Source organism: Cupriavidus pinatubonensis (genome assembly GCF_019602855.1).
GTDB lineage: Bacteria > Pseudomonadota > Gammaproteobacteria > Burkholderiales > Burkholderiaceae > Cupriavidus > Cupriavidus pinatubonensis.
On sequence record NZ_CP080766.1, the window covers coordinates 2,351,245 to 2,376,515 of the forward strand.

Annotated in this window: 20 protein-coding genes and 1 pseudogene; 15 read left to right on the forward strand and 6 right to left on the reverse strand. The window is 64.2% G+C overall.

Annotated elements, in window-relative coordinates:
• Positions 1-183: 183 nt before the first annotated feature.
• The 3 genes from K2O51_RS10690 to K2O51_RS10700 all read left to right on the forward strand — a co-directional run bounded on the left by K2O51_RS10690 (position 184) and on the right by K2O51_RS10700 (position 3,596).
• Complete coding sequence (locus tag K2O51_RS10690; protein WP_220630195.1) at positions 184-1,152, forward strand: Bug family tripartite tricarboxylate transporter substrate binding protein; 969 nt, start codon at positions 184-186, stop codon at positions 1,150-1,152.
• A 228-nt stretch (positions 1,153-1,380) separates the two neighbouring features.
• Positions 1,381-2,634, forward strand: coding sequence for a cardiolipin synthase ClsB (clsB, locus tag K2O51_RS10695; RefSeq protein WP_011300725.1), 1,254 nt, complete (start codon positions 1,381-1,383; stop codon positions 2,632-2,634).
• A complete protein-coding gene (locus K2O51_RS10700; protein WP_220630196.1) occupies positions 2,631-3,596 on the forward strand; it encodes a lysylphosphatidylglycerol synthase domain-containing protein in 966 nt (321 codons plus the stop codon). The genes clsB and K2O51_RS10700 overlap by 4 nt, the downstream gene beginning before the upstream one ends.
• 79 nt (positions 3,597-3,675) lie before the next feature.
• Here K2O51_RS10700 and K2O51_RS10705 read toward each other — a convergent pair whose 3' ends face one another.
• Positions 3,676-4,686, reverse strand: a complete 1,011-nt coding sequence (locus K2O51_RS10705; protein WP_140948923.1) for a CAP domain-containing protein — start codon at positions 4,684-4,686, stop codon at positions 3,676-3,678.
• Between the two features lie 268 nt (positions 4,687-4,954).
• On the opposite strand from K2O51_RS10705, the gene K2O51_RS10710 reads away from it, so the two are divergent.
• Positions 4,955-6,265 (forward strand): TAXI family TRAP transporter solute-binding subunit, encoded by a 1,311-nt coding sequence (locus K2O51_RS10710; protein ID WP_140948922.1) that lies wholly within the window; start codon positions 4,955-4,957, stop codon positions 6,263-6,265.
• 13 nt (positions 6,266-6,278) lie between these two features.
• Here K2O51_RS10710 and K2O51_RS10715 read toward each other — a convergent pair whose 3' ends face one another.
• From K2O51_RS10715 to K2O51_RS10725, 3 genes are all read right to left on the reverse strand, one after another.
• On the reverse strand, positions 6,279-7,223 hold the full coding sequence (locus tag K2O51_RS10715) for a histone deacetylase family protein (protein WP_011300721.1): 945 nt from the start codon (positions 7,221-7,223) through the stop codon (positions 6,279-6,281).
• 199 nt (positions 7,224-7,422) lie between these two features.
• On the reverse strand, positions 7,423-7,893 hold the full coding sequence (locus K2O51_RS10720; RefSeq protein WP_140948920.1) for a hypothetical protein: 471 nt from the start codon (positions 7,891-7,893) through the stop codon (positions 7,423-7,425).
• 121 nt (positions 7,894-8,014) lie between these two features.
• Entirely contained in the window at positions 8,015-8,899 is an 885-nt protein-coding gene (locus K2O51_RS10725; RefSeq protein WP_140948919.1) for a LysR family transcriptional regulator, read from the reverse strand.
• Positions 8,900-9,046: 147 nt separating this feature from the next.
• On the opposite strand from K2O51_RS10725, the gene argC reads away from it, so the two are divergent.
• On the forward strand, positions 9,047-9,976 hold the full coding sequence (argC, locus tag K2O51_RS10730; protein ID WP_011300719.1) for an N-acetyl-gamma-glutamyl-phosphate reductase: 930 nt from the start codon (positions 9,047-9,049) through the stop codon (positions 9,974-9,976).
• Positions 9,977-10,093: 117 nt separating this feature from the next.
• On the opposite strand, the pseudogene K2O51_RS35555 reads toward argC, so the two are convergent.
• Positions 10,094-11,344: pseudogene (locus K2O51_RS35555) on the reverse strand (response regulator); the annotation flags it as partial.
• Here K2O51_RS35555 and K2O51_RS10740 point away from each other — a divergent pair.
• The 10 genes from K2O51_RS10740 to K2O51_RS10785 all read left to right on the forward strand — a co-directional run bounded on the left by K2O51_RS10740 (position 11,332) and on the right by K2O51_RS10785 (position 23,894).
• Complete coding sequence (locus K2O51_RS10740) at positions 11,332-11,841, forward strand: aspartate carbamoyltransferase (protein WP_220630197.1); 510 nt, start codon at positions 11,332-11,334, stop codon at positions 11,839-11,841. The pseudogene K2O51_RS35555 and the gene K2O51_RS10740 sit on opposite strands and share 13 nt — an antisense overlap.
• A 529-nt stretch (positions 11,842-12,370) precedes the next feature.
• Positions 12,371-13,408 carry a permease gene (locus K2O51_RS10745; RefSeq protein ID WP_011300716.1) on the forward strand — a complete coding sequence of 346 codons (1,038 nt, stop codon included), beginning with the start codon at positions 12,371-12,373 and terminating at the stop codon, positions 13,406-13,408.
• A 9-nt stretch (positions 13,409-13,417) separates the two neighbouring features.
• The gene (locus K2O51_RS10750) at positions 13,418-13,654 is read left to right on the forward strand and encodes a thioredoxin family protein (RefSeq protein ID WP_011300715.1); all 237 of its coding nucleotides are present in this window, start codon (positions 13,418-13,420) and stop codon (positions 13,652-13,654) included.
• Positions 13,655-14,176: 522 nt separating this feature from the next.
• Complete coding sequence (locus tag K2O51_RS10755; RefSeq protein WP_041680524.1) at positions 14,177-15,139, forward strand: tripartite tricarboxylate transporter substrate binding protein; 963 nt, start codon at positions 14,177-14,179, stop codon at positions 15,137-15,139.
• A gap of 31 nt (positions 15,140-15,170) precedes the next feature.
• The gene (locus K2O51_RS10760) at positions 15,171-15,983 is read left to right on the forward strand and encodes an enoyl-CoA hydratase/isomerase family protein (RefSeq protein ID WP_140948916.1); all 813 of its coding nucleotides are present in this window, start codon (positions 15,171-15,173) and stop codon (positions 15,981-15,983) included.
• 6 nt (positions 15,984-15,989) lie between these two features.
• The gene (locus K2O51_RS10765; RefSeq protein ID WP_220630198.1) at positions 15,990-18,128 is read left to right on the forward strand and encodes an acetate--CoA ligase family protein; all 2,139 of its coding nucleotides are present in this window, start codon (positions 15,990-15,992) and stop codon (positions 18,126-18,128) included.
• A gap of 25 nt (positions 18,129-18,153) precedes the next feature.
• Positions 18,154-18,960, forward strand: a complete 807-nt coding sequence (locus K2O51_RS10770; protein WP_011300711.1) for an IclR family transcriptional regulator — start codon at positions 18,154-18,156, stop codon at positions 18,958-18,960.
• A 232-nt stretch (positions 18,961-19,192) separates the two neighbouring features.
• Positions 19,193-19,717, forward strand: a complete 525-nt coding sequence (locus tag K2O51_RS10775; protein ID WP_220630199.1) for a metal-dependent hydrolase — start codon at positions 19,193-19,195, stop codon at positions 19,715-19,717.
• A gap of 167 nt (positions 19,718-19,884) precedes the next feature.
• Positions 19,885-23,310, forward strand: a complete 3,426-nt coding sequence (locus K2O51_RS10780; protein WP_220630200.1) for an adenylate/guanylate cyclase domain-containing protein — start codon at positions 19,885-19,887, stop codon at positions 23,308-23,310.
• A gap of 149 nt (positions 23,311-23,459) precedes the next feature.
• The gene (locus K2O51_RS10785; protein ID WP_220630689.1) at positions 23,460-23,894 is read left to right on the forward strand and encodes a hypothetical protein; all 435 of its coding nucleotides are present in this window, start codon (positions 23,460-23,462) and stop codon (positions 23,892-23,894) included.
• A 98-nt stretch (positions 23,895-23,992) separates the two neighbouring features.
• On the opposite strand, the gene K2O51_RS10790 is transcribed toward K2O51_RS10785, so the two are convergent.
• Positions 23,993-25,096 (reverse strand): BON domain-containing protein, encoded by a 1,104-nt coding sequence (locus K2O51_RS10790; RefSeq protein WP_140948913.1) that lies wholly within the window; start codon positions 25,094-25,096, stop codon positions 23,993-23,995.
• Positions 25,097-25,271: the final 175 nt, after the last annotated feature.

The following is a 25,271-nucleotide window of genomic DNA, read 5'->3' on the forward strand; positions in this document are numbered from 1 at the left end:
TGTCAAGCCCGATCCATTGCATCGCTGAGACCGCGGCATGCGGTTCAGCGAGGCGCATGAAATTCGCCCACAGAAGATTGCAGTGTTCGCCGCACCGCGTGGCGCGTTACGGCTGCGCACCCGGACTGAATGCCACGCAACGACGACGCAGATTCCTCTTTCACAAAGACACAGGAGACAGACATGCAGTTCATTCGACGCGGCCTATGGGCCGTGGCCGCAAGCCTTTTCGCGCTCACTGCTTTTGCCCAGACTTATCCCGCCAAGCCGATCCGCGTGTACGTGCCGTTTCCGGCCGGCGGCGGCACCGACGTCATTGCGCGGGAGGTGTCGAACCGGGTGTCGGTCACCCAGGGCTGGAACATCGTCATCGAAAACAAGCCCGGCTCGGGCGGAAACCTAGGCGTGGATGCAGCGGCCAAGGCGCCGGCGGACGGCTACACGCTGGCACTCGGCCAGACCAGCAATCTTTCCGTCAATCCGACGCTGTACGCCAGGATGCCGTACGACTCGGTGAAGGACCTGACGCCGATTTCGCTGGTGGCGAGCGCACCGCTGGTGATCGTGGTGGGCGCCGATTCACCCTACAAGACGCTGCAGGACATCATGGCGGCGAGCAAGGCAAAGCCGGGCTCGCTGACTTTTGCGTCGCCCGGCAACGGGACGGTGGCCCACCTGACCATCGAACTGCTGCAGAAGACCGCCAATGTCAAATTCACGCATGTTCCGTACAAGGGCGCTTCGCAGGCGACCACGGACCTGATCGGCGGCCAGGTGCAGCTGTATGCGGCGTCGATCCCGACGCTGCTCGGGCAGATCAGGAGCGGACGACTGCGCGCCATCGCCGTGACCTCGGCGCAGCGCACCACCGATCTGCCACAGGTTCCGACGGTGGCCGAGTCCGGCTACAAGGGCTTCGAGTCGGTCACGTGGTTTGGCTTCGTCGGACCCGCAGGCATCCCGCAGCCGATCGTCACCAGGCTCAACGCTGAAATCAACAAGGTGCTGCAGTCGCCCGAACTGAAGAAGAAGCTGAGCGAGCAGGGCGCTACCGTGCTCGGCGGCACGCCCGAACAGTTTGCTTCGCTGATCAGAAGCGAAATTGGCCGATGGTCTCCGATCGTCAAGGCATCCGGCGCGAAGCTGGACTGATCGGGAACTTGACCTGCGGCGTTGAAGATGGACGGTGGGTGGGGCGCGCGGACTGCACCGCGCTCCACCTGCACTTTCTACATGATGTCGACCTTCTGACATCCAACATCGCGCTCCGCGAGTGCCGTAGGCTGACCATGGGCACGCCCGGGCGGCGGCGGCGACGCCGGATTCGCCACCCGTGACGTCGACATGCGCGAATGGCACCAATCCTGCTAGTTGCCGGAAATGGACCACGGATGGACGACGGGCAACCGGTTTCGCTTACTGGAGAACGGGGAGGAATACTTCCCCAGGCTGATTGCGGCCCTGAACGCCGCGCATACCAGTGTGCTGCTGGAAACGTTCATCCTCGCCGAGGATGACGTCGGTTGCCGGCTCGCCGAAGCGCTGGCCGCCGCAGCGCGACGGGGCGTGCAGGTAGCGCTGACCGTCGATGGTTTCGGATCGGCCGATCTGTCTGCCGACTATATGGTGAGGTTGACGCAGGCAGGCGTTGCGGTGCGCATGTTCTCGCCGGGCCGCCGGCTGTTGGGCAAACGTGCCAATCTCTTCCGCCGGTTGCACCGCAAGCTGGTGGCCATCGACGCATCCGTCGCGTTCGTCGGCGGGATCAACCTGTGCGTCGATCATCTTGTCCAGGCAAGCCCCATCGCCAAACAGGACTACGCGGTGGAGGTACAAGGGCCCGCTGCAGAAGCCATCCACAGGTTCATGCTGGAAGCGATTGGCGCCGGGGCCAAATGGCCACAGGCCATGCGCTGGCGGCGTCCGGCGGCGCGCGGCAACGCGGCTTTTGACGCTGACTTGCCAGGTGCCGCCTTGCTTGTGACACGGGACAACCGGGCACATCGGAGCGACATCGAGCGGCACTACCTGATGGCGATCCGCGCGGCGCGGCGCGAGATCGTCATTGCCAATGCGTACTTCCTGCCCGGCTATCGCCTGCTGCAGGCGATCTGCGCCGCGGCGCAGCGCGGCGTCGATGTGAGGCTGATCTTGCAAGGCAGGCCGGACATGGTGTGGGTCAAGCGCACCGTCGACATGTTGTACGCCCACTTGCGTGAATCGGGTGTGCGGATTTTCGAGTACTGCGAGCGTCCCAACCATAGCAAGGTGGCCGTGGTGGACGATGACTGGGCCACGGTGGGATCGAGCAATCTCGATCCCCTGAGCCTGTCGCTAAACCTCGAAGCCAATCTCGTGATTCGCGATGGCGCGTTCGTCGCCACGCTAAAGGACACCCTGCGCGACCTGATGGTCCGCAGTTGCACGGAGATATCCGCCGTCGAGCGCGGACAGGGCGCGTGGTGGCATGGCATCGCCACGCCGCTGATCTTCCACTTCCTGCGCAAGTTTCCCGCCTGGGCCGGATGGCTGCCGGCCCATACGCCCCGGCTGGTGTCGCCGGAGATTCCGGCGGCCGGCGTTGCGCCGCCGGCAGACATGGCCGTGCACAACGTTCAACGGGATGGCTCATGACAAGCACTACCGCTCTGCGCCGTGCGTTTCGACGCGGCATCCGCTGGTCGACCATCAAACGCGTGAGCGGCATCTTATTCGCGGCGCTGGTCGTTTACCTGATCTATCACAGCCTGCGGGGCGTCGACTGGCCGCAGGTATGGCAGGGCCTGCAGCGCTACAACGCGGCCACGCTGCTGCCGGTCATGGCGCTGGCCTGTGTCAGCTTCTCGCTGCACGCCTCGTTCGACATCCTCGGGCGCCACTACACGGGGCATCACCTGTCCACGCCGCGCGTCATGCTGATCGCGTTCATCGCGTACATCTTCAACCTCAACGTTGGCGCGATGGTGGGCGGCCTGGGCATGCGACTGCGGCTCTATTCGCGTGCCAATGTCAGCGGGTCACAAGTGGCCGGCATCTACACCATTGCCATCATCACGAACTGGACCGGCTACATGCTCCTGGCTGGCGGCGTGCTCGCGGCGGTGCCGCCCGTGTTGCCGAAGGAGTGGGGTGTCACGCCGTGGATGCTCCGCGCCCTTGGTGTCCTGATGCTGGCTTGTGGGCTGCTCTACTGGGTGGCCTGTGCCAAGGCAAAGACGCGCAGCATCCGGTTCAAAAAGCGCGTGTTCCGGCTGCCGGGCATCCGCTTTGCATTGCTGCAGACCGCGTTGTCCGTCACGAACTGGATCGTGCTCGCCAGCATCATCAACCTGCTGCTGCCAAAGGAGGTGACGCTGTGGCAATGCCTTGCCGCCTTGCTGGTCGGCGCGGTCGCGGGCGCGCTCGCCCATATTCCGGCTGGCATTGGCGTGCTGGAAACCGTGTTCGTGGTGCTGTTGCGGCCAGTCGCCCCGGAACATGTCGTGGTCGCTGCCTTGATCGCTTACCGGGCGCTCTATTACCTGCTGCCGATGGTGGTCGCGTCGTCGATGTACGCGTGGATGGAGTTGCGCGGTGCACCCGCGCCGGCTCGCTAGCAAAGGGAGTTGGTGCCCAGTGGATCATCGTTGGTGGCAACGGCTGATGCGTCCCGGCCCCGGGGCGCGGTACAGGTCCTCAATACGCCGTAAAGCGCCAGGACTGGTGGATTGCCACCCCATTTCGCGCACCTGCGAAGGTCGCCTTGTATGTGCCGGGAGCGATGGGTTGTGTGGGGAGCAGGAAAACTACGCCTCGATACAGGCTCGCGTCCGCGATAGCCGAAGCAACCGAACCCGCCTTGGATTCTGCCGGCACCAGGATACGAGCCGGCACGGCATAGCCGCCTGGCCCCGTGAGGGTGAAGTCTGAAACCGTCAGTACGTCGGACGGCCTTTCCACGTTGACCCGGAACATGATGGGTGGACCGGCGGTGGCCAGATCGGGCGCCGGATTCGGGATCTCTTCCGCCGGAACGAACACGCCGTGGACGCTGGCATTGTTGGCCGGGTAATGGGCGCCAGTGCCGGGGGACAATTGCTGGCCGCCCCATTGGGCCAGGCCATAGCCGCCAGTGCCGTCCGCGGTCACTATGCCGAAGTTCGCCACGCAGTAATTGTCACGCATCGCGAGACCGATAGTCTCCTGGTTGCTGGTAATCCCCTGCAGGTGGTAAACCGAGTTCGCCATCGACGCCAGGCAGCGGCCGATGTCGCCGTTGTAGGCGTTCTGTCCGACCCATTGCTTGTGCGAGCCGCCCACGGCAAGTACCTGACGGTACGGGTCGGGGCTGGTGAAGCCGGGATTTCCCGGGATCTCCGTGTGGCTCATCGCCGCATTGAGCTTCATGTACTCCAGGTGGTTCTCGGCCGCCGCGTCCAGTGCAGGGTCTTGCCGCAATGCACCTACGCCGATTGCGAGGCGCAGGGCATTGAGCGCGTTGAAGAATTCGAGCCGGGGATCGGTTCGGAAGTAAGTCGATTTGTGGGTGCCGGTGGTCGGCGCGGAAGGAGAAAACTCATTACTGACGGTGGGTCTGTGTGGCAGGTTTGCGGCGATCGTCGAAGGGGCGGCAACGACGTTGTCAATGCGGGCGCAGACCGCGACAAGGACAAATGTCGCGGCGACTGCGAAATGGCTCTTTCTCACGTTCTTCGGGTTGTTATAGGTCTGTACACGCGGGGTTCAGGGCGGCGCCGGATCCTGGGGAGCCGCTCCCCCGAGCCATAACGCGAGATGACGGAGATTCGTGCACACGATTTGCGCCCGGCCGGTACGTCGGATCCCTGGCCATGTTCACGACAGGACAATCTGATATCGTATTGCGCCCCGGCCGTGTGCCCCAGAGACCAACCTGACAAGAGAGGCAAGAATGCCCAGGCCCAACCCAGCGCTCCGACGCAGCCATAAGGCGCCCATGACACCGATGCGCCGGCGCCTTGTCATCACCGGCGCGATCCTGCTGGTCGCCGCGCTGGCCTGGGGTGTGGCAGTCGTCGTCGAACCCGCCATCCAGCGCACCATCGTGATCACGACTGGCGCGGACAAGGGCATCTACCGCGGCTTTGCTGATCGCTATGCGCCTCTGCTCAAACGCGACGGCATCACGCTCGATATCCGCAACTCCGCCGGATCGGTCGAGAACTATGCAAGGCTGACGGATCCGAACAGCGAATTCGACGTCGGCTTCATCCAGTCGGGCACCACGACCCCGAAGGAAACCGACCACCTGCAAACCATCGCTGCCGTTTCATACGAACCGATCTGGGTGTTCTATCGCGGCAAGGCCACGATCGACCGGCTCGCACAACTGAGCGGCAAGCGGATTTCGATCGGCGTACCTGGCAGCGGCCTGCTGAATGTCTCGCGCGTTTTGCTCAGCCACAGTGGCGTCAACGCGAACAACAGCACACTGCTGGAAATGGACGCCGGCCAGGCTTATCAAGGCCTGCGCGATGGCCGGCTTGACGCCGCCTTTTTTATCGGCAGGCCGGATGCCGACATGCAGCAAAAGCTGCTGAACAGCGACCTGAAGCTGATGAATTTCGCCCAGGCCGACGCGCTGGTACAGCGGTTCCCTTCGCTGTCCAAGCTCACATTCCCGCGCGCATCGACCAGCATCGCCAAGGACCTTCCGCAGGCGGATGTCACGCTGCTGGCCGCGACGGCCCTGCTGGTGTCGAAGGACACCCTTCATCCCGCCCTGGTCTACCTGCTGCTGGAGGCTGCGCGGTCTGTGCATGGCGGGGAGGACTACTTCACGCGGCTGGGCACGTTCCCCAACCTGAATACGAGCGAGTTTCCGATCTCGGACGAGAGCATGCGCTACTTCAAGTCCGGACGGCCCTTTCTGCAGCGCTACCTGCCATTCTGGCTCGCCAGCTTCATCGAACGGCGCCTGCTGATCCTGCTGCCTTTCATGGCTTTGCTGCTCGGCTTGCTGCAGGCATTGCCGCGCATGATCCGGGCGCAGTACAAGAACCGGCTGATCGTCTGGTACCAGGAGATCAAGGCGCTGGAAGATGAAATCTGGAGAGCCGGCGAGCCGACCGCGGAACAGGTGGCGCAATGGCGCGACGAGATCGAGAATATCGATGCGCACGCCAGCCAGATACGGCTGCCGCAGCGCTACTTCCAGGAGGTCTACGCACTCAAGCAGGCGATTGGTGTCGTCAGGGACCGGATTTCCCACGCGGCCGGGAAAATCAAGAACTCCTCGGCCGCTTGAACTTCAGCACGGACTAGATGCCAGCGTCCTGCATCAGTGCGCCGACATGCGCCATCGAACTCGTGGCCAAGGCGTCCAGGCTATAGCCGCCTTCCAGAATCGATACGATGCGGCCGTTGCACGCCTCGTCGGCAATTTGCATCAGTTCCCGGGTGATCCAATGGAAGTCGCTGTCCTCCAGGTTCATGCCAGCGAGGGGATCCAGGCGGTGCGCATCGAATCCCGCCGAGATAATGAGGAGGTCGGGGGCGAACGCTCTTAGCGAAGGAAGCACGAGAGCGGAAATCGCCGCACGGAACTGCGCTGACTCGCAGCCGCGAGGCAACGGAACGTTGACGATATTGTGGTTCACCCCTGTCTCGGACCGCGCTCCGGTGCCCGGATAGAACGGCGACTGGTGGCTGGATGCGTAGAACAGTTCCGGGCGGTTGAAGAACGCTGCCTGGGTTCCATTGCCGTGATGCACGTCGAAATCAACCACGGCAACGCGCTCGAGTTTGTGGACCTCACAGGCGTAAGCCGCGGCGATCGCCGCCTGGTTGAAAATGCAAAATCCCATTGCCTTCGCCGGTTCAGCGTGATGGCCGCACGGCCGCGTCGCGCAGAACACGTTACGCGCGTCGCCGTTCATCACGGTATCGACACCCGCGCAAGCCGCGCCGACGCAGCGCATCACGGCTTCCCACGACCCTGGCGACATGACCGTATCCCCCGCGTCCAGCGGCACGTATCCGTGTGTGGGCGCGCGTTGTGCGATCTCGTCGATGTAGTCCGTATCGTGGATCAATTGCAACTGTTCGACGGTCCCCATCGGCGCATCGCGCCATTCCAGAGATGCGAATTCCGGCGTTCGCAACGCCTCCACGACGGCTTTCAGGCGTTCAGGCGATTCCGGGTGGTGCGGTCCGGGGCGGTGTTCGAGACACGCGGTGTGGGTATAGATGATTGTGGGCGTCATGTTCGGCTGGTCTCCGTTTCAACCGGTGGCGTTCTTTGAATCGCGCATTGCGTGCTACGTCGATCTTCACGGCAATCTCATCAGATATGTAATATATCAGGAGTTGTGGGCCGGAGCAGCCCGGTAACCAACAGATTGCGAGACGACGCAGGAGAGACCGCTCAGGACCTACCGCGGCCAGTGTCGCCCGCTCGCGGAGTCACGTCCCACTGACGTGCTGACAATGTTCGCGAAACCAGAGGTCCAGCCTTTGCTGCGCGCCGGCCCAGGTGGGCACCTCGCCGAATGCGCCCGGCGTCAGACCGAGGCTTTCCCACGCGGAGTGCAAGAGTTGATCGACAGGTTTCCAGGAACGTCCCCATGGATTCTGCGGCTCCAGGACAACGTCGTGTGCCGCAATCCACGCATAAAGCGCTTGCCGGTCATGCTCCGAGGGAAGGTCGGTCGACTGCATCGCCTGAGGCGCGACCCTGCCGATTGCCGCCGCTTCCAGCCACGAGGCCAAGGCTCGGCCCAGAGGCTGCTCGGCCAGCATGGCTGACAGCGCGACGCCCCGGCGCAGATCAGCAAGCAGGTACAGGCAGGCGCGCGGTGGCGTCTGCCCGCGAAAGCGTGTGCAGTGGAGGGCCCAGGTAGGGGCAAAAGATGAAGGGGGCGTCTGCAGGGACATGGCGATAACTGGAGAGCCACTTCCTATCGCAAGCAAAGCTTGTACCGGTCCCGATGTCAAGCGCTGGCAACTCTGGCGCCTGCGCGGGGCGCGTGTGCACCGAAGCAGGGACTGGCAACGATTACACCAACCGCAGATCCCACAGCACATCCAGAACGTGTTGGGTGGAGCGTTCAACGTACCCCGCACGATGCGCGATGCCGAGCCGACGCCATAGTGCAGGGCGCAGTGGACGCATGACGATGCGCTTGTCCGGCAACGGCGTGGTGGCCTCGTGGGGCAACAGCGCGGCGCCGTAACCCGCTGCGACGAGGCTCTTGATCGCGTCGTTGTAGTTGAGCTGAATGCGTGGGGCAGGATGGTGTCCCGCGGCCGCGAACCACTCCGCAGTCTGACGCGAGAGGCGCGTGGTCGCGTCATTGAGAATCAACGGCTGGGCGGCGAGCCATTCCGGCGTGACGCGGGCCGGGCACCGCCAATGTCCCGGCACGAAGGCCATCACGGGGTCGCGGCGCCAGGGCTTGATCACCAGTCCGGCTACCGGCGGCTGAGGCAGTGCCACCAGCCCGATATCGAGCGTACCGTCCGCCAGCCGTGACAGTGTTTCCTGCGAAGTCAGGACCGCGATCTGAATGTCGATGCCGGGATGCTGCTGGCGCAGCACCTCCAGCGCCTGCGGCAGCAGGTGCGCGATCGCGCCAGTCGACGCGCCGAGCCGGGCGCGCCCTTCGAGCCCTTCCACCTGTCGCTGTATATCGTCCAGCGCCTGCTCGGCATCGGCCAGCAGCCGGCGCCCGCGCTCCAACAGCACCTCTCCGATCGCCGACGGCCTTACCTGTCCGCGTTTTCGCGACAGCAGCGGCGCACCGATGCGGTGTTCCAGTTCCGCGATGTGGAGGCTGACCGTGGGCGGCGCAAGGTGCAAGGCGCGCGCCGCCCCGGCGAATGAGCCATGGTCGGCAATGGCGACCAGCGTGCGCAGGCGGTCCAGGCTGATCTCTCGCATGTCGGCTCCCGATTCAGGAAAACTGAACGTCAAGGTTGTGAAATTCAACTTTCCCTATTTTAGCGGTCGATGGAAGATTGGGGCTCCGTCGACGTCCTTCTACGTCCTTCGACGTGTTATTCCTTCAGTCACCGGAGTATTCCTGTCATGAACTCTCCCCTCGTTTTCATCGACGGCGACCAAGGCACCACCGGGTTGCAAATCCACGAACGGCTGCGCGGCCGGACCGACCTCCGCCTATTCACGCTTGCCGCCTCGGAACGCAAGGACCCACGGCGTCGTGCGGATGCAATCAATGCCTGCGACATCGCTATCCTTTGCTTGCCCGATGCCGCCGCGCGCGAGGCGGTGAACGCCATCGTCAATCCCGCCGTCAGGGTGATCGATGCAAGCTCTGCCCACCGCACGCATCCAGACTGGACATATGGTTTTCCGGAAATGGCACCGGAACAGGCCGCACGCATCGCGAACGCACGACGGGTCACCAATCCCGGCTGCTATCCGACTGGTGCGGTTGGCCTATTGCGTCCGCTGGTGCAGGCCGGGCTTGTCCCGGCCAACTATCCGCTCAGCATCCATGCGGTGTCCGGCTACTCCGGCCGCGGCCGTGCCGGCGTGGAGGAATATGAGGGGCAGGATGCCGTCAGCCCGCCGGCATTCCAGATGTATGGCCTGGGGCTCGCGCACAAGCACCCCCCGGAAATCCAGCAGCACGCCGGGCTCGCGGAGCGTCCCATCTTCGTTCCCGCGTATGGTGCGTTCCGCCAGGGCATCGTGCTGACGGTGCCTATCGCGTTGCGGCTGCTGGCCCTCGATGTGGATGGCGCCACGCTCCACGCATGTCTCGCGCGCCACTATGCCGGGGCGGCCCATGTACATGTCCTGCCGTTGCACGAATCGCGCGATTTAAAGCACCTGGATCCGCAAGTGCTGAACGGTACAAACGACATGCACCTGAGCGTGTTTTCCAACGGGGAGCATGGGCACGTGCTGCTGTCGGCGGTGTTCGACAACCTTGGCAAAGGTGCGTCCGGCGCCGCGGTTCAGAACTTGGACCTGATGCTCAGGCGGCAATAGTGGCGATGGCTGAGCTAAAGGTCGGTTGTCCGCGAGGCGCCGATGCGGCGGCGGTCGCAAACTTCGGGTTTCTGTGCCGCCGTGAATTTGAGCGATCGCTCGGGCGATCGTCAGGCCTAATCCGGTGCCTCCGGTATCGCGGCTGCGGGATCTCTCAATGCGATAGAAAGGCTCAAACACGCGCTCGAGCTGCGCCTCGGAAATGCCGGGCCCCTGATCCAGAACGCGTATTACGAGTTGCCTCTCGTCGTCCTCGACCAGGATTTCTGCGCGATTTCCAAACTTGCATGCGTTATCCACAAGGTTGCTAAGGCAGCGCTTGAGCGCTTGCGGGCGGCCAGGATATGGCCTGTCGGTGCTTCCTTCGATTGAAACGTGCGCACCGACCTCTTCCGCATCGGCCTGCAGGCTCTCGAGCAATGCCGTCACGTCAAGGGGCTGGATTGGTTCCGCGCTGTCCCCTCCGCGCATGAACGCGAGCGTGGCCTGCACCATCGACTCCATGTCATGCAAGTCCTGGGAGATCTCTTGTTTCAGCTCTCCGTCGTCAAGCAGTTCGGCGCGCAGGCGCAAGCGGGTGATCGGCGTCTTCAAGTCATGCGACATCGCCGCAAGCGTAGCACTGCGCTCTCGAAGGTAGCGGCTCAGGCTCGCTTGCATGGTATTGAAAGCGTGTGCCGCGCGCGCGACCTCCAGTGGTCCGTCCTCGGGCATGGGTGCGCGGTCGGAGGTGAGGTTGCGGGTTGCGGCATCGAGCACCCACCCGCTGAACTTGAACCACGCGGCTGCTTCGGGCTCCAGATTATCAGGTAGCGAGCGGGCGCGTCTCAGTACGCTTTTGATCCGGGCGAGTAATTCGCGCGGATTGAAGGGCTTCACAACGTAGTCGTCGGCGCCCATCTCCAGTCCGACCACGCGGTCGGTCTCCTCGTCGCGCGCAGTAAGCATGATGATCGGCAAATTGGAACGGGTGCGCAGGTCGCGGCATAGTTCCAGGCCATCCTTCCCAGCCAGCATCAGATCGAGGACGATGAGATCCGGGCGCGCCGTACCGAGGGCGGCACGCAAGGCGCGACCATCGGCTACGGCCGTCGCGCGATAGCCCTGCTTTTGCAGATACTCGCGCAGCAGCCTGCGGGTCTCCGCATCATCATCGACAATCAATACATGACCTGGCATGGCGAGAGCCTTACGATGCGCAATGCCAAGACGCCCGAGGATCGTCAAAATGTGGCAAAAACGGCACACGTCGAGGTGCAGAAGCGCACCAAGGAAAAAGGCATCACCCTGCCCGACCATCACGGACCGGGGGCGGTTTCTGGCCCCGGAATTGGCAGTCACACGGATTGAACGCAATGAAAAGAACATTGATAGGCGCGGCGGGCCCACTAATTTGCGGCATATCGATTGCCTTTGCGGCGCAACCGGGCGACGCGATGTTGCAACACGACATGCACTCGCGCCAGACTGAAGTCGCCCACCGCGGCGCGGCGGTGATGCCGTTTGATCTGGAGCGGACCACGCATTTTTTTGACGATACCGTGAGCGGGGGGATTGAGACGATCACGGCAAACGCCAAGAACGACACCGAGCAGATCGCGCTCATTCGCTCGCATCTGGCAACCGAGGCAAAACGTTTCGGTCGGGGGGACTTCTCTGATCCTGCAAGAATCCACGGTCATGACATGGCTGGACTGGCCGAACTGGCCGGCGCGGGCGACAAGCTTCATGTCGAATACAGGAGTATCCCGGCCGGGGCGAGCTTGACCTTTACCAGCACCGCCCCTGCTGTGATTGCGGCGATCCATGCTTGGTTTGCCGCTCAGCGCTCCGACCACGGGGCGCACGGCCATCGCGAGCCCTAGGTCGGAGTTCGTGCGCCACCTGTCCGTTTCTGCAGGTTGACCTGTATCAATGGCCGTCTCGACGGCCCTTCTATCCTTTTGTTATTGGCCATGTATCCACGCGCGCTGGGGAGATAAGCTTGCTTGCGATGGCATGTTCCTCATTAAAGCACGCGAGGACGGCAGGCGCATTCGCATCCGTGGAATCGCCAGCGCCTTCGCTGCATGTGGCACGGGCCCCTAGTATCAAGGTCGACAATGAATAGCCACCTCGCCGACGCCCATCCGGTTTCAGATCGCACGGCGCTGCAAACCTGGATCGCGAGGTGTTGTCGGATGCGCTGGATTCCGAGCTCGGAAGTAGGGACTTGGCGGAGCTGGTGCAGCAACGGTGTCCGTTCATTTTGGCTGCCCAGCCCGTCTTCATCCCACGCTAACAGTTGCCAGGTATGGCCGTGGTTGTGCACGGCGTTGAGTTGTTGAGCTGCTGGGCTATCGCGAGCAAGTGCAAGCTGGTTCACCCACGAGAGCGACTCACGGAGTCCGAATCATGAATGAATTTGTGATGCGTTTGCCACAACGAGGCCCGCGACTCTTCCTCGTGGCTGCCGCAGCAATCTGGTGGGCGCTGTACCAATCCCTTCTGCCCCTGTCCGAAGCATTGGTGGAGGCATTGCCGGTGGCGCGCGACAGCCGCCTTGGCGGCGCACTGCAGTTTTTTTTGTATGACACACCGAAAGTCTTGCTTCTGCTGACTGGCATCGTGTTCGGGATGGGCATGATTAACAGCTACTTCACGCCAGAGCGCACGCGCGCATTGCTGGCAGGGCGTCGCGAAGGCGTGGCCAACGCGATGGCGGCCAGCCTCGGCGTGGTCACGCCATTTTGCTCGTGCTCGGCGGTACCGCTCTTCATCGGTTTCGTGCAAGCCGGCGTGCCGTTGGGCGTAACCTTCTCTTTCCTGATTGCCGCGCCCATGGTCAACGAGGTAGCGCTCACCCTGCTGTTCGGGCTATTTGGTTGGAAAATAGCGCTGCTGTATCTCGCCTTGGGGCTGACGATCGCCGTGGCTGCAGGCTGGATCATCGGACGGCTCGGGATGGAGGCGTATCTTGAAGACTGGGTGCGCGACATGCCGAGAGCCGCCGCGCATTTCGAAGCAACCGGTGTCGATCTTAGCGATCGCATCGCAGCGGGCATGCGGAGCGTGCGCCAGATCGTCGGCAAGGTCTGGCCTTATATTCTCGCCGGCATTGCCATTGGCGCGGGCATCCATGGCTATGTGCCGGAGGATTTCATGGCCTCGATCATGGGCAAGGACGCCTGGTGGGCCGTGCCGATGGCGGTCATGATCGGCGTACCGATGTACACCAATGCCGCCGGGGTCATTCCGATCGTCCAGGCGCTTCTGGCGAAGGGCGCGGCACTGGGGACGGTGCTAGCCTTCATGATGAGCGTGATCGGGCTGTCGCTCCCCGAGGTCGTCATCCTGCGCAAGGTACTGAAGGTGCGCCTGATCGCCATTTTCCTGGGTGTCGTCGCCACTGGCATCCTGCTGGTAGGCTACATATTCAACTGGGCGCTGTAAGGAGGCCGTATGAAAGACATCAAGGTACTGGGCAGCGGCTGCGCCAACTGCAGGAACACCATCGCACTGATCGAGCAGGTGGCGCTGGACAATGGCATTGCCATCAGTATCCAGAAGGTGGAGGAAATGCGCGACATAGTGAGCTACGGCATCATGCGCACCCCGGGCGTGGTTGTCGACGGCAAGGTGGTGCACGCCGGCGGCATCCCCACCCGTGATAACGTCGAGGAGTGGCTATCGTCTTGACGGCATCATTCCCCATTGCCAAGGGCATGGCGAGACAAGTGAGGGGGGCTGAAAACTGGGCCCGCGAGTGCCGGCAGACCTGTCAGCCCAAAGCGCAAGCGGGAATCCACCATAGGCCCTTGTTTGAACGTTGGCTTCGCGCTCACTGAGGCGTTCTATGGCTGGCAAGCTATCTCTTGCGTTTCTCGCAGATGCTGGCCATAACCTCGGCGATGTCGGCGGCCTACTGCTGGCGTGGGCCGCCTTCGGTGCGGCGCGCTTGCGTCCGGACAAACGGCACACCATGTGCTCGGTCAGACTCCCACTGCTGCCAAAGCCGCCTGACCAGCCCTCGGAACCGCACGCGAACGTCGAAACGGAGCTCGTCGACCAGTAAACATCAATTCCATAGCGTGGAATTGCACTGCAGACCTTTTGACGCACCGCGCTTAACCTGTTTCTGCAGCCGGCACATCGTGCCGGCGACTCAGACGACAGGAGACCACCGTGGCAAGCTTCCCACTATGTGCCGTCCGCAAGCTGATGGCGCTCTTTGCGCTACTCGCAATGCTGGCAGGTATCGCAGCGCCGCCGGCGCAGGCCGCATATCCCGACAAGCCCATTCGCATCGTCGTGCCGTTTTCCCCGGGCGGCGGCACGGACCTGATCTCGCGCGCCATGGGCGTCGCGATGGGCCAGGACCTGGGCCAACCTGTGGTCATCGACAATCGACCCGGCGGCGGAACCATCATCGGTACGGATAACGTCGCCAAGGCTCCCCCAGACGGCTACACGCTGGTCATGGCGACGTTCGCGCATGCCGTCAACCCTAGTTTGCAGCCGAAGCTGCCTTACCAGACCGACAAGGCCTTCGCGCCAGTCATGCTGATCGGCCGGTCGCCCAATGTGCTCGTCGTGCGGGCCGACAGTCCGTACAAGTCAGTGCGGGACATCATCAATGCTGCCCGCGCAAAGCCGGGGCAGCTCTCGTTCGCATCCCAGGGCCCCGGCACATCAGCGCATCTGGCTGGCGAGTTGTTCAAAAGCCTGGCCAGGATCGACCTCAACCACATCCCGTACAAGGGGGCCGGCCCTGCCATCACCGATCTCCTCGGCGGGCAGGTGGACATGATGTTTGCGACGGCGTCGGCTGTGGGCAACCTGCTCGAATCGGGCAAGCTGCGTGCGCTCGGGGTAACCACGTCTCAACGCTCCACCAGCGCCGACCTGGCGCAGGTGCCGACCATCGCCGAGGCCGGCGTACCGGAATACGTCGCGGAGAGCTGGTATGGGCTGTTCGTCCCGGCCGGTACGCCCGCGCCCGTGATCGCCCGCTTGAACGCCGCGGCCCGAAAGGCTGTGACGGCTGATGCATTCCGCAAACGCGTAGCGTCGGAGGGTCTGATCGTCTCGCCCGGAACGCCTGAAGATCTCGCCCGCTACGTGCTCGGAGAGCAGGCGCGCTGGAGCAAGGTCGTCAAGGACGCCCACATCACCCTTAACTGACATCCTCCGCAACATCATCCAGGCACCCATCATGAGCGAATACCAACTGATCCATCTCGAAGACCGTGCAGGCATCGCAGTCCTGACGCTGAACCGTCCTGAAAAGCGCAACGCCATCAGCGACGACATGCGCACTGAGCTCATCCATGCGCTCGAGTCCATCGCCGCCAGCCGCGAAATCCGCGCGCTCGTGCTGACCGGCAACGGCAAAGGCTTCTGCGCCGGCGGGGACGTAGCGGGCATGCAGCGGCGCATGGATGCGCCGGCTGGCGAAGTCGGCTTCAACGGCTGGACGCGCCAGCAGCGCGTGCACCACTCGGTGGCGCTGCTGCACGATATGCCCAAGCCGGTCATCGCGGCGGTCAATGGCAGCGCCAACGGACTCGGCGCCGACCTGGCCATGGCCTGCGACTTCGTGATGGCCTCCGCATCGGCCAGCTTTGCCTGGTCCTACATCCATCGCGGGCTGATTCCGGATGGCGGCGGCATGTACTTCCTGCCGCGCCGAACCGGACTGTCCATCGCCAAGGGGCTGATCTTCAGCGGCCGCAAGGTAGAGGCCGATGAAGCGCTGACCCTGGGCATCGCAGACCGGCTGAGCACGTCGCCGGAAGCGCTGGTGTCCGAAGCGGTCGCGTGGGCGGTGGAGTTGTCGCAGGGCTCGGCCACGGCGCTGGCGCTGGGCAAGACGATCCTGAACCAGACCTTCGAGCTCACCGCGGATCAAGTGTTCGCGCAGGGCAGCCAGGCCCAAGGCATTTGCTACACGAGCGCCGAGCATCGCGAATCCGTGCTCGCCTTCCTTGCGAAGACAGCCACTCCAAACGCAGCGGCGAAGGGCTAAGACATCATGACGACATCCCATCAGTTTTCGCCGGCTGCCACGCGCCCGAATGCCGACGCGATCTCGCGCCTCTTCACGCCACGAAGCGTGGCGGTGATCGGCGCGTCGGCCGATCCCGCCAAGACAGCCGGACGGCCGGTTTCCTACCTGTTGCGCCACGGCTATTCCGGTGCCATCTATCCGGTCAATCCCAAGGTGGATGCGATTGCAGGCGTGCGCTGCTATCCGGATATCAGCTCGCTTCCCGAAGTCCCCGACGTGGGCATTGTCCTTCTCGGCGCCGAACGTGCGCACCACGCGGTACGCGAACTTGCGGCGCGAGGCACAGGGGCGGCAATCGTGCTGGCAAGCGGCTATACGGAGACCGGCGCGGAAGGCGCGCGCAGGCAGGCCGAACTCGTGGAGGCCGCCGGCAAGATGCGCCTGCTTGGGCCGAACACGATCGGGCTGGTCAATGTCACCGAGAGCATCCCGCTCTCGGCAAGCGGCGCGCTGGAGATGGATAAGTTTCCGGCCGGCGGCATTGGCGTGGTATCGCAGAGCGGCGGCATCCTGGGCGCGGTGTTGTCGCGTGCCGCGGCTCGCGGCGTGGGCTTGTCCAAGCTGGTCTCCACCAGCAACGAGGCAGATCTCGATTTATCGGATTTCATCGACTACCTGGCGGACGATCCCGCCACCCGCGTCATCGCGCTGTACGTGGAAAGCGTGCGGCATCCCGACAAGTTCCGTGCGGCGGCACTGAAAGCAGCAAGGGCCGGGAAGCCAGTCGTCGCGTTCAAGATCGGCCGTTCCGAAGCCGGCGCCCGGGCCGCCGTCTCGCATACGGGCGCCATGGCGGGCGCCGACCGCATGTACGACGCCTTGTTCGCACAGGTGGGCATCATCCGCGCACAAGCTTTCTCGGATCTGATCGACATTCCTGCCGCGCTCGCGACCGGCCGCCGTCTGAACGGCAAGCGGATTGCCGTGCTCACTTCTACTGGCGGAGCCGGCACGCTTGTGTCCGACAGCCTCGGTGTCTCCGGCTTCGAAACGCCACCGCCAGACACCGCTACCGCGCAACAGTTGCGCGCCTTGCAGAGGGGCGACCACGCGGCGTTGGATCGTAATCCCATCGACGTGACGCTCGCCGGCCTGCAGCCAGACCTGCTGCGCAGTGCAATCCGCATCCTGCTCGCCAGTCCTGCCTATGACGCCGTGGCGGTTATCGTCGGCTCGTCCGGGCTGGCGATGCCACACCTGATGGCTGATGCCATTACCGACTGCCTGCCAGAGAGCGACAAGCCCGTGCTGGCCTACGTCAGTCCCCATGCTCCAGAGGCCGCGGCCGTGTTGAACCAGCGCGGCGTACCCGCGTTCAGCGCGCCCGAAAGCTGCGCGGTGGCGTTCGGCGCCATGCTGTCGGTCCAGCGACTCGTGCGCAACGATGATGCTCCAACGCCGGAAGCTGAGTTCATAGACACCACGGACCTGCTCCCGGGTCCAATGGACGAGGCAGCGGCGAAGCAACTCTTCGCCCGTTTCGGCGTACCGGGCGTACGCGAACAAGAAGTCGGCGGCGCTGTACAGGCAGAAGCGGCCGCCCGGAACCTGGGCGGACAGGTTGTCCTGAAGTTGCTCTCTTCCACCATTACGCACAAGAGTGACGTGGGCGGCGTGGCGGTAGGCGTCGCGCCAGCGGAGATCGGCAGGCGACTGGAGAAGATGCGCGAGGACGTGCAGCGTCATACAGGCCATGCCGCCGAACGCTTCCTGGTCCAGGAAATGGTAAATGGTGGCGTTGAACTGATTCTGGGCATGCACCGCGATGCGCTCGGCACAGCGATCCTCCTGGGCATGGGCGGCGTCACGGCGGAACTGTTCCAGGACACGACCATGCGGCTGCTCCCCGCCACGGGCGGGCTCGCGCGTGACGAGGCGCTGGCCATGATTCACGACCTCAAGACCTGGCCGCTGCTTGACGGGTTCCGCGGACGGCCAAAGGCCGATGTGGCGGCGCTCGCGGATGCTATCGTAGCGTTCTCGGCCATGGCTGCGGCAATGGGCACCCGGCTGGCGGAGGCGGAGATCAACCCCATCTTCGTGCTGCCCGCGGGCCAGGGCGTGCGCGCGGCGGACGGCGTGGCGGTGATCGGCAGCCAATGACAACAAGCCCGCGGGAGACGGCACGGTGGATCCGCAAGATGCAAGTCGCCGGGCACGTGGCCGTCCGGCCAACCTGCAGGCCAATCGCTCGCTTGAGCGCGGCCTCGAGATCCTGCGGGCGTTCCGGCCGGGTTCCGAAATCCTGGGAAACAGCGAACTCGCCGAACGGACCGGCCTGCCGCGCTCGACGGTAAGCCGACTCACGCAGAGCCTGGTGGAGACCGGCTTCCTCCAGTACGACGCGGGACTGCGTGCCTACCGTCTCGGCGTCCCCGTGCTTAGTCTCGCGCATGCGATGCGCGGGGGCTCCGCTGTACTGCAGGTCGCGGCCCCGTTCATGCGTAAGCTTGCGGAAAGCGAACACCTGAACGTTGGCCTGGCGATGGCCGACCGCGACGAGATGGTCTACCTTGAATCGATCCGCTACAGCCGCAAGGCGTCCCTGCGCAGCGTCGTGGCGGGTCAGCGTGTGCCGATAGCCCTCACTTCCCTTGGACGCGCCTGGCTGGCCGTAGCAACCGAAGCTGAACGCGCTGGCCTGATGGCGGCCTTCTCGACACGCTTCGCCCACTGGCGAACGGTTGAAGCGGAAATCCGGCATGCCATTGCACATGTCCAGCGGCACGGATGGTGTGCCGCCAGTTGGCAACCTGAGGTCGTGGCGGTCTCCACCCCGCTACAGCCTGGATCGCATCCGGTTCACGCCCTCAACGTCAGCCTGTCGACCAAGTTGCCGGCCGCGGAAGCCGCCGCCCGACTTGCGCCGTTGCTGATGCGCCTGTCCTGCGATATCGGTTCAGCATTTCTTGCGGCGCAGCCGCCGTCTGTCTGAAGCTGTCCGACGTCACAACCGAACGGGCGAGACGCAGGCTTTTGTGTCCTGATGCGCCACCGTTCAGTTTGCAACCACCGGAGCATTACCATCGCTAACGGAGTAGAGCTCCGAGATGGCGCCAGCGTTTTTGATTCTCGTGCCGGTCAAAAGGGTGCTCTGGCGTTTCCCCTGCACATCTGCCAAGATTGCGGCCCCTCAATGATCGCCGGCAAGCAAGCGCAGTCCCACCATGGCTTCAAGCAAAGCACACCACGCCACCGGATGGGCAGCGGCCGTCATCGCCGCCGCGGTGATCGGGAAGAGCGGTGGTGGAGGGTGGCACTGGGCAAGCGCGCTTGGCTTCGTGGCGGCGCTGTTCGGCAGCACCGCGCCCGACTGGCTCGAAGTGGCCTGGTGGTCAAGGTCGCGCCGCCTGTGGATTACGCATCGAACCTGGACGCATTGGGGCATCGCCTGGATCGGCCTTCTCGCGTGGGCATACCAGGCACTGGGCGCCCATGCACTGGCGGCGCCGGCGTTCGGCTTTGCCTGCGGGGGCGTCATGCACCTGCTGGCCGACTGGCCAAATCCGTTGGGGATCCCGTGGATCGCAGGACGTCACAGCCTCAACTGGTGGAAAAGCGGCCGCTGCGATCTTGTCATCGTCGCCGCGTCATGGCTGATTGCCTTGTGGGTTTCCGATGAACTCTGGCTCCATGGAAGGCATGGCCTGGCGCTCATCCATCATTTCGGCTTCGGACCCGCTTACCTCTGACGGCTCTCGGGAAGCCGGGGCAATGCCGGAGCGCGGGAGGAAGGCGATGATTACCGCACCCGCAGCGAGGGGAGCATGACGGCAACCGCCATATCTGACAAGCCCATGACGCGGACGGACCGGATCGCCTAACCTGATGCATGGGGCGGAAGCATCGGGAGGTCGATATGCGCTGCACAAACTGCGGAACGGTGAGCCCCGCCACCGCCAAGTTCTGCAAGAGTTGCGGCGCGAGGCTGGTCTTGCATTGTCCGACTTGCGGTCATGCCGCCGATCCCGAGGACAGGTTTTGTGCGGAGTGCGGTACATCGCTGGTGCCCGCCATGGAGCCTTCGGCCGAGGTACAGCCCGCCGCCGTCCGCGCGCCCATCCACTACACCCCCAGCCACCTCGTCGACCGCATCCTTGCGGAACAGGCGGCGATGGAAGCCCGCGGCGCCAGCGCGGGCGAGCGCAAGACCATCACGGCCCTGTTCGCCGATATGGCGGGCTCGACGGCGCTGATCCATGATCTGGACCCGGAGGAAGCGCGCCGGCTGATCGATCCCGTGATCGACCTGATGATGGAGGCCGTGCACCACTACGAGGGCTACGTAGCGAAGTCGCTGGGCGACGGCATTCTGGCCCTGTTCGGCGCGCCGATAGCGCACGAGGACCACGCGCATCGCGCGCTGTATGCCGCGCTGCGGATGCAGGCGGCAATGCGCCGCCATAGCGACCGGGTCCGCCTGGAGCAAGGCATTCCGCTGCAGATCCGGGTGGGCATCCACACCGGCGAGGTAGTGGTGCGCTCCATCCGCAAGGATGACCTGCGCACGGACTACGACCCGGTCGGGCACACAATCCACATTGCCTCGCGCATGGAGAGCATTGCCACGCCGTCTTCGATTCTGGTCAGCGAGCCGACCTGTCGGCTGACGGAAGGCTATTTCGATTTCAAGGCGCTCGGGGCGACGCAGGTCAAGGGCATGCCCGATGCGTTTGCCGTGTACGAAGTGGTGCGCCTGGGTGCGCTGCGCACGCGCCTGCAGGTGGCGCAGCGCCGCGGGCTGGCGCGGTTCGTCGGCCGGCACGCGGAACTGGAGCAACTGCGCCGCGCGCTGGAACTTGCCGCAGCGGGACACGGCCAGATTGTCGCCGTGGTGGGCGAGGCCGGGGTGGGCAAGTCGCGCCTGTTCTATGAGTTCAAGGCGGTTTCGCAGCGCGGCTGCATGGTGCTCGAGACTTTTTCTGTGTCGCATGGTAAGTCGTTCGCCTATCTGCCGCTGATCGAACTGGTGAAGAACTACTTCCGGATCCAGGACCAGGACGACGAACGGCAGCGCCGCGAGAAGGTTGCGGGCAGGATGCTGATGCTGGACCGTACGCTTGAAGACGTGCTGCCCTGCATGCTCGACCTGCTGGGGATCAGTGAACCGGATTCGGCGTTGCCGAACATGGACCCGCAGATCCGGCGCCAGCGGACGTTCGATGCCATCGTGCGGCTGTTCATCTGCGAAAGCGCCAACCAGCCCCTTCAGCTGATATTCGAAGACCTGCAATGGCTGGACAGCGACACCGAGGCCTTCCTCGACGTGCTGGTCGACCGCATTCCAAGCGCCAGGATTCTCCTGCTGCTGAACTATCGGCCGGAGTACCGGCATGACTGGCACGCGCGTGGCTGCTACACCCAGCTTCGGCTCGACCCGCTCGGCCAGGCCGAGGCCGGGGAACTGCTGACTGCCTTGCTAGGCGACCATCCCTCGCTGGAGACCCTCAGGGCGCTGATCCTGGAAAAGACCGAGGGCAACCCATTCTTTATCGAGGAGGTGGTGCAGACGCTGTCCGAGGAGAAGACGCTCCTGGGCGAGAGCGGTCACTATCACATCGAGGCGACACCGGCGGCCCTGCATATCCCGACTACCGTGCGCGGCGTGCTGGCGGCGCGTATCGACCGGCTGCCTTCCGCCGAGAAGAATCTGCTGCAAAGCCTCGCCGTCATTGGCAAGGAGTTCTCGCTGAGCCTGATCGAGCAGGTGATCGGGCAGCCGGAAGATGTCCTGCGGCCGTTGCTGGCGCGCCTGCAGGCAGGCGAATTCATCTACGAGCGGCCCGCCTTCCCGGATGTCGAATACACGTTCAAGCACGGCCTCACGCAGGAAGTGGCCGGCAGCACGTTGCTCACGGAACAGCGCAGCGCCTTGCATGAACGTACGGCGCGGGCCATCGAAACGCTCTTTCGCGACCGGTTGACGGACTACTGCAGCGAGCTCGCGCGGCATTACAGCCTCAGCGGTAACGACCCCAAGGCGGTCGAGTACCTGCTCTGCACGGGGCAGCAGTTGCTGCAGCGCTCGGCCTACCGCGAGGCGGTCCGCCAGTTTGGCGAGGCGCTGGCCTTGCTTGCGCGCCAACCCGATACGCCGGCGCGCGCACGGCAGGAACTTGCGGTGCGGCTTGCCATCGGCCCGGCGCTCATCGCGGCGCGCGGCTTTGCTTCGCGGGAAGTCGAGGCGACTTACATGCGGGCCCTGGCGCTGTACGAGCAACTAGACGACATGTTGCAGAGCTTCCCGGCACAGGTGGGGCTGCGCACGTATTTCTCGATCAGCGCCGAACACGCCAAGGCCTACAGGCTTGGCAAGGGTCTGGTCAGGCTTGCCGAGCGGGCCGGCAACGCCGAATGGCTCGCCGAGGCGCATGTCTCACTGGCCACGACGCTGTATTACGCGGGGCGCTTCCGGATCGCCAACGTCCATTTCGATCATGCGCTGGCGCACTACCAGTCTGGCGCGCGCCAGATCCACCCGAACTTCCATGGCGTGGACCCTGAGGTACGGGCGCTTTCCTTGTCGGCGCTGGTACGCTGGAACCTTGGCGATGCGGCGCAGGCGCGCGCTCGAAGCCAGCGTGCAATCACGCTCGCGCGCGGGTTGTCCCATCCGTTCACCCTTGCGCATACGTTGTGCATCGTGGCCCATCTGCACGAATTCCTGCGCGAGGCGCAGACCACGCTCGATCTCGCCGAGGCCGCGATCGCGCTGTCGACGGAACAGGGCTTTCCGCACTGGTCGGCGTGGGCGACCGCACTGCGTGGTCAGGCGCTGGTCCGGATGGGGCGCCACGATCAAGGTATTGCCGACATACAGTCAGGTATGGCCGCGTATCTTGCCACCGGCGCGCGGCTGGGGCAGTCGCACTTCCTGACGCTTCTCGCCGAGTGCAGCGGCCAGATCGGGCAGGCCGAAACGGGACTGCGCGCCATTGCCGACGCCCGGGCCATGGCGTCGGCCTGCGGCGAGCGTCATGTCGAGGCGGAGCTGTCGCGGGTCGAGGGCGAGCTGATCTGTTCTGATTCGTCCCTTGAGTTGCCCGATGCCGACCGTTGCGCACGTGCACAAGCGTGCTTCGAGAAGGCGATCGCCGTCGCCCACCGCCAGCACTCTCGTCCGCTGGAACTGCGCGCCACCATCAGCCTGGCGCGGCTGTGGCAGCGGCAAGGAAACAGCCGCGGCGCCATGGAGCGGTTGGCTGCAGTCATGGGATCAGTGGGCGAAGCATCCGGAATCGATGAAATTCACGAGGCGAGAGTGCTGCTAGACAGCATCATGTAGGTTCGCTTTCCGTGACTCTACGGCCGCTCGATGCCGCGCCGCCGGTCCGGGCCCGAAACGGCGTCCTATGGTAAGGTTGCTGCGATACGCTCGTGGATTCCAAGGGCTTATGCATGAGCGGTCGTGACGTGCTGCAGGAGAGTGACGGCGTGAGTGATCTGAAACGAGGAGCGCGGCGCACGCTGGGGACTGAGAAGGTTTCAATCAGCAGGGCTCTGCGCCAGAGTGTGGCGGCAGAGGCCAGGCCTGCGCCGATCAACAAGAAAGACTGGCTGCGGCAGCGAAAGGAGCAACTGCGGGCTGCGCGTGCCGCTGCCAAGCAAAGGCGCGATCAATTGAGGGCCGAAATCCTGTCGGCCGCGCGCGATATCGCGCGGGAAGAGCGCAGCGCTGCGCGGCTGGAAACCGAACGCCTGAAAGCGGAGGCCAGGACCGCGAGTACCTACGCGCGGGAGGATGCTCGCGCCGCCGCCAAGTTCGAGCGCGGTCGGCCAACCCGCGCGGTGCCGGAAAGAAAGACGCTTGCGCAGGAAAAGCGCAAGCTCGTGTCTTACGCCGATTTGCTACGCATGCGCAAGGGGTGAACCGGCAGAAGCCAGGACGGGCGGAAGGCCGTATCGCTTCCCATCCGCCCCGACTGATTGCCGCCAGGCCCTGAATTCACCTTGTCCGGTGTACCCGATCAGCCCCGCCAGGTGCTGCCTGTCGTTTCGCCAGTGCCGGACAGCGACGACGTGTCGGTATCCCGGCGCACGCGAATGTCGTTGTTGACCTCGCTGACGCCATAGGTCGAATCGGCCAGGTCTTCGATGTAGTACTTCTGGCTGCGGCTTTTCACTGTGCCGGACAACGTCACCACACTATCCTTGACGTCGACACTGACATCGCTGATATCAACGCCGCGCGCGTAACTCAGGCGCTCGCAGATCTGGTCGCGGATCCGCTCGTCGGTGCGCTGGTAGCCGCGCGGCCCCACATGGCGCTCGTGCCGTTCCGAGGTGCCGAACAAATCGCCCACGGCTTCGCCGATGCGGCGCCCGAGGTTATAGAGCGCGCCATGGTCTTCGTCGCGGTCTTCATCGACTTCCCAGCCGCGCCGCTGTGCCGCTTCGCGGCTGTAGCGCCGTTCGTAGCGCTGGCCTTGCGCGCGGTCGTCGTCAGCCTCTGTCCAGTAGCGGGTATCGCTGCGGAGGTCATTGAAATAGGTGTCGCGGCCTGCCGTCTGGCGCTCCCGCTCGCGCGCGCGTTCCACGCTCTGGCGCCACTGGCGTTCGGCTTCCGCGTCGTCGCGCTGCCAGGCCCTCGGGTCGCGCCATTCCGAGGCCCGATCCCAGCCGTAGCCGCCGTTCATGCCATAGCGCAGTTCGCTGCCACGGTGACGGCCTTCGCCTCCGGTACTGCCTCCGCCGCGGTAAGCCTCTTCGGTGCGATAGCGGCCTTCGTCGCGGCCGCCATAGCGCTCGCCACCATAGCGGTCACCATATCGCTCTCGTCCTCGTTCGCGCGACGGATTGTCCTGGTAGCGCTCGGCGCCGTATGAGCCGTACCCCTGGTCGGGATCATCGTACCGGCGCTCTCCATACCGCTGGCCTGACGACCCTTGGTACGGATCACCATATCCGCCCCGCTGGGGCGCCGGGCCGCCATAGCTGGTCTGCCCCGGCGTCAGGCGCCGGCGTGCGCGCTCCGACTGCCACGCTTCGCGCCCGGATTCAGGTTGCCAGTCATCATCGTCTCGCCGCTTGCTGCGTTCGCGCCTGTAGCGCTCTTCGTCGTAGTAACTCATGCTGATGTCCTGAAGTAACATGGGGATGCCCGATTGCCCGCAGGCGCGATTGCACCCGCTCTGGCGTTGGGGCCGGTCTTCTACGAACGGCAAGATTCGTACCGCGTCACAGCGTCGCCGCGCGGGCGCTGGCGCGGCTTTGTGATCTTCGGGGCATTGCAACGATTGCACACCA

What these genes read in the sequence shown, in the direction of transcription:
- K2O51_RS10700 (WP_220630196.1), top strand. Translation starts at nt 2,631, where the DNA reads ATGACAAGCACTACCGCTCTGCGCCGTGCGTTTCGACGCGGCATCCGC.
- K2O51_RS10690 (WP_220630195.1), top strand. Translation starts at nt 184, where the DNA reads ATGCAGTTCATTCGACGCGGCCTATGGGCCGTGGCCGCAAGCCTTTTC.
- K2O51_RS10715 (WP_011300721.1), bottom strand. Translation starts at nt 7,223, where the DNA reads ATGACGCCCACAATCATCTATACCCACACCGCGTGTCTCGAACACCGC.
- K2O51_RS10790 (WP_140948913.1), bottom strand. Translation starts at nt 25,096, where the DNA reads ATGAGTTACTACGACGAAGAGCGCTACAGGCGCGAACGCAGCAAGCGG.
- clsB (WP_011300725.1), top strand. Translation starts at nt 1,381, where the DNA reads ATGGACCACGGATGGACGACGGGCAACCGGTTTCGCTTACTGGAGAAC.
- K2O51_RS10755 (WP_041680524.1), top strand. Translation starts at nt 14,177, where the DNA reads ATGGCGCTCTTTGCGCTACTCGCAATGCTGGCAGGTATCGCAGCGCCG.
- K2O51_RS10750 (WP_011300715.1), top strand. Translation starts at nt 13,418, where the DNA reads ATGAAAGACATCAAGGTACTGGGCAGCGGCTGCGCCAACTGCAGGAAC.
- K2O51_RS10765 (WP_220630198.1), top strand. Translation starts at nt 15,990, where the DNA reads ATGACGACATCCCATCAGTTTTCGCCGGCTGCCACGCGCCCGAATGCC.
- argC (WP_011300719.1), top strand. Translation starts at nt 9,047, where the DNA reads ATGAACTCTCCCCTCGTTTTCATCGACGGCGACCAAGGCACCACCGGG.
- K2O51_RS10780 (WP_220630200.1), top strand. Translation starts at nt 19,885, where the DNA reads ATGCGCTGCACAAACTGCGGAACGGTGAGCCCCGCCACCGCCAAGTTC.
- K2O51_RS10725 (WP_140948919.1), bottom strand. Translation starts at nt 8,899, where the DNA reads ATGCGAGAGATCAGCCTGGACCGCCTGCGCACGCTGGTCGCCATTGCC.
- K2O51_RS10740 (WP_220630197.1), top strand. Translation starts at nt 11,332, where the DNA reads ATGAAAAGAACATTGATAGGCGCGGCGGGCCCACTAATTTGCGGCATA.
- K2O51_RS10720 (WP_140948920.1), bottom strand. Translation starts at nt 7,893, where the DNA reads ATGTCCCTGCAGACGCCCCCTTCATCTTTTGCCCCTACCTGGGCCCTC.
- K2O51_RS10760 (WP_140948916.1), top strand. Translation starts at nt 15,171, where the DNA reads ATGAGCGAATACCAACTGATCCATCTCGAAGACCGTGCAGGCATCGCA.
- K2O51_RS10745 (WP_011300716.1), top strand. Translation starts at nt 12,371, where the DNA reads ATGAATGAATTTGTGATGCGTTTGCCACAACGAGGCCCGCGACTCTTC.
- K2O51_RS10710 (WP_140948922.1), top strand. Translation starts at nt 4,955, where the DNA reads ATGACACCGATGCGCCGGCGCCTTGTCATCACCGGCGCGATCCTGCTG.
- K2O51_RS10775 (WP_220630199.1), top strand. Translation starts at nt 19,193, where the DNA reads ATGGCTTCAAGCAAAGCACACCACGCCACCGGATGGGCAGCGGCCGTC.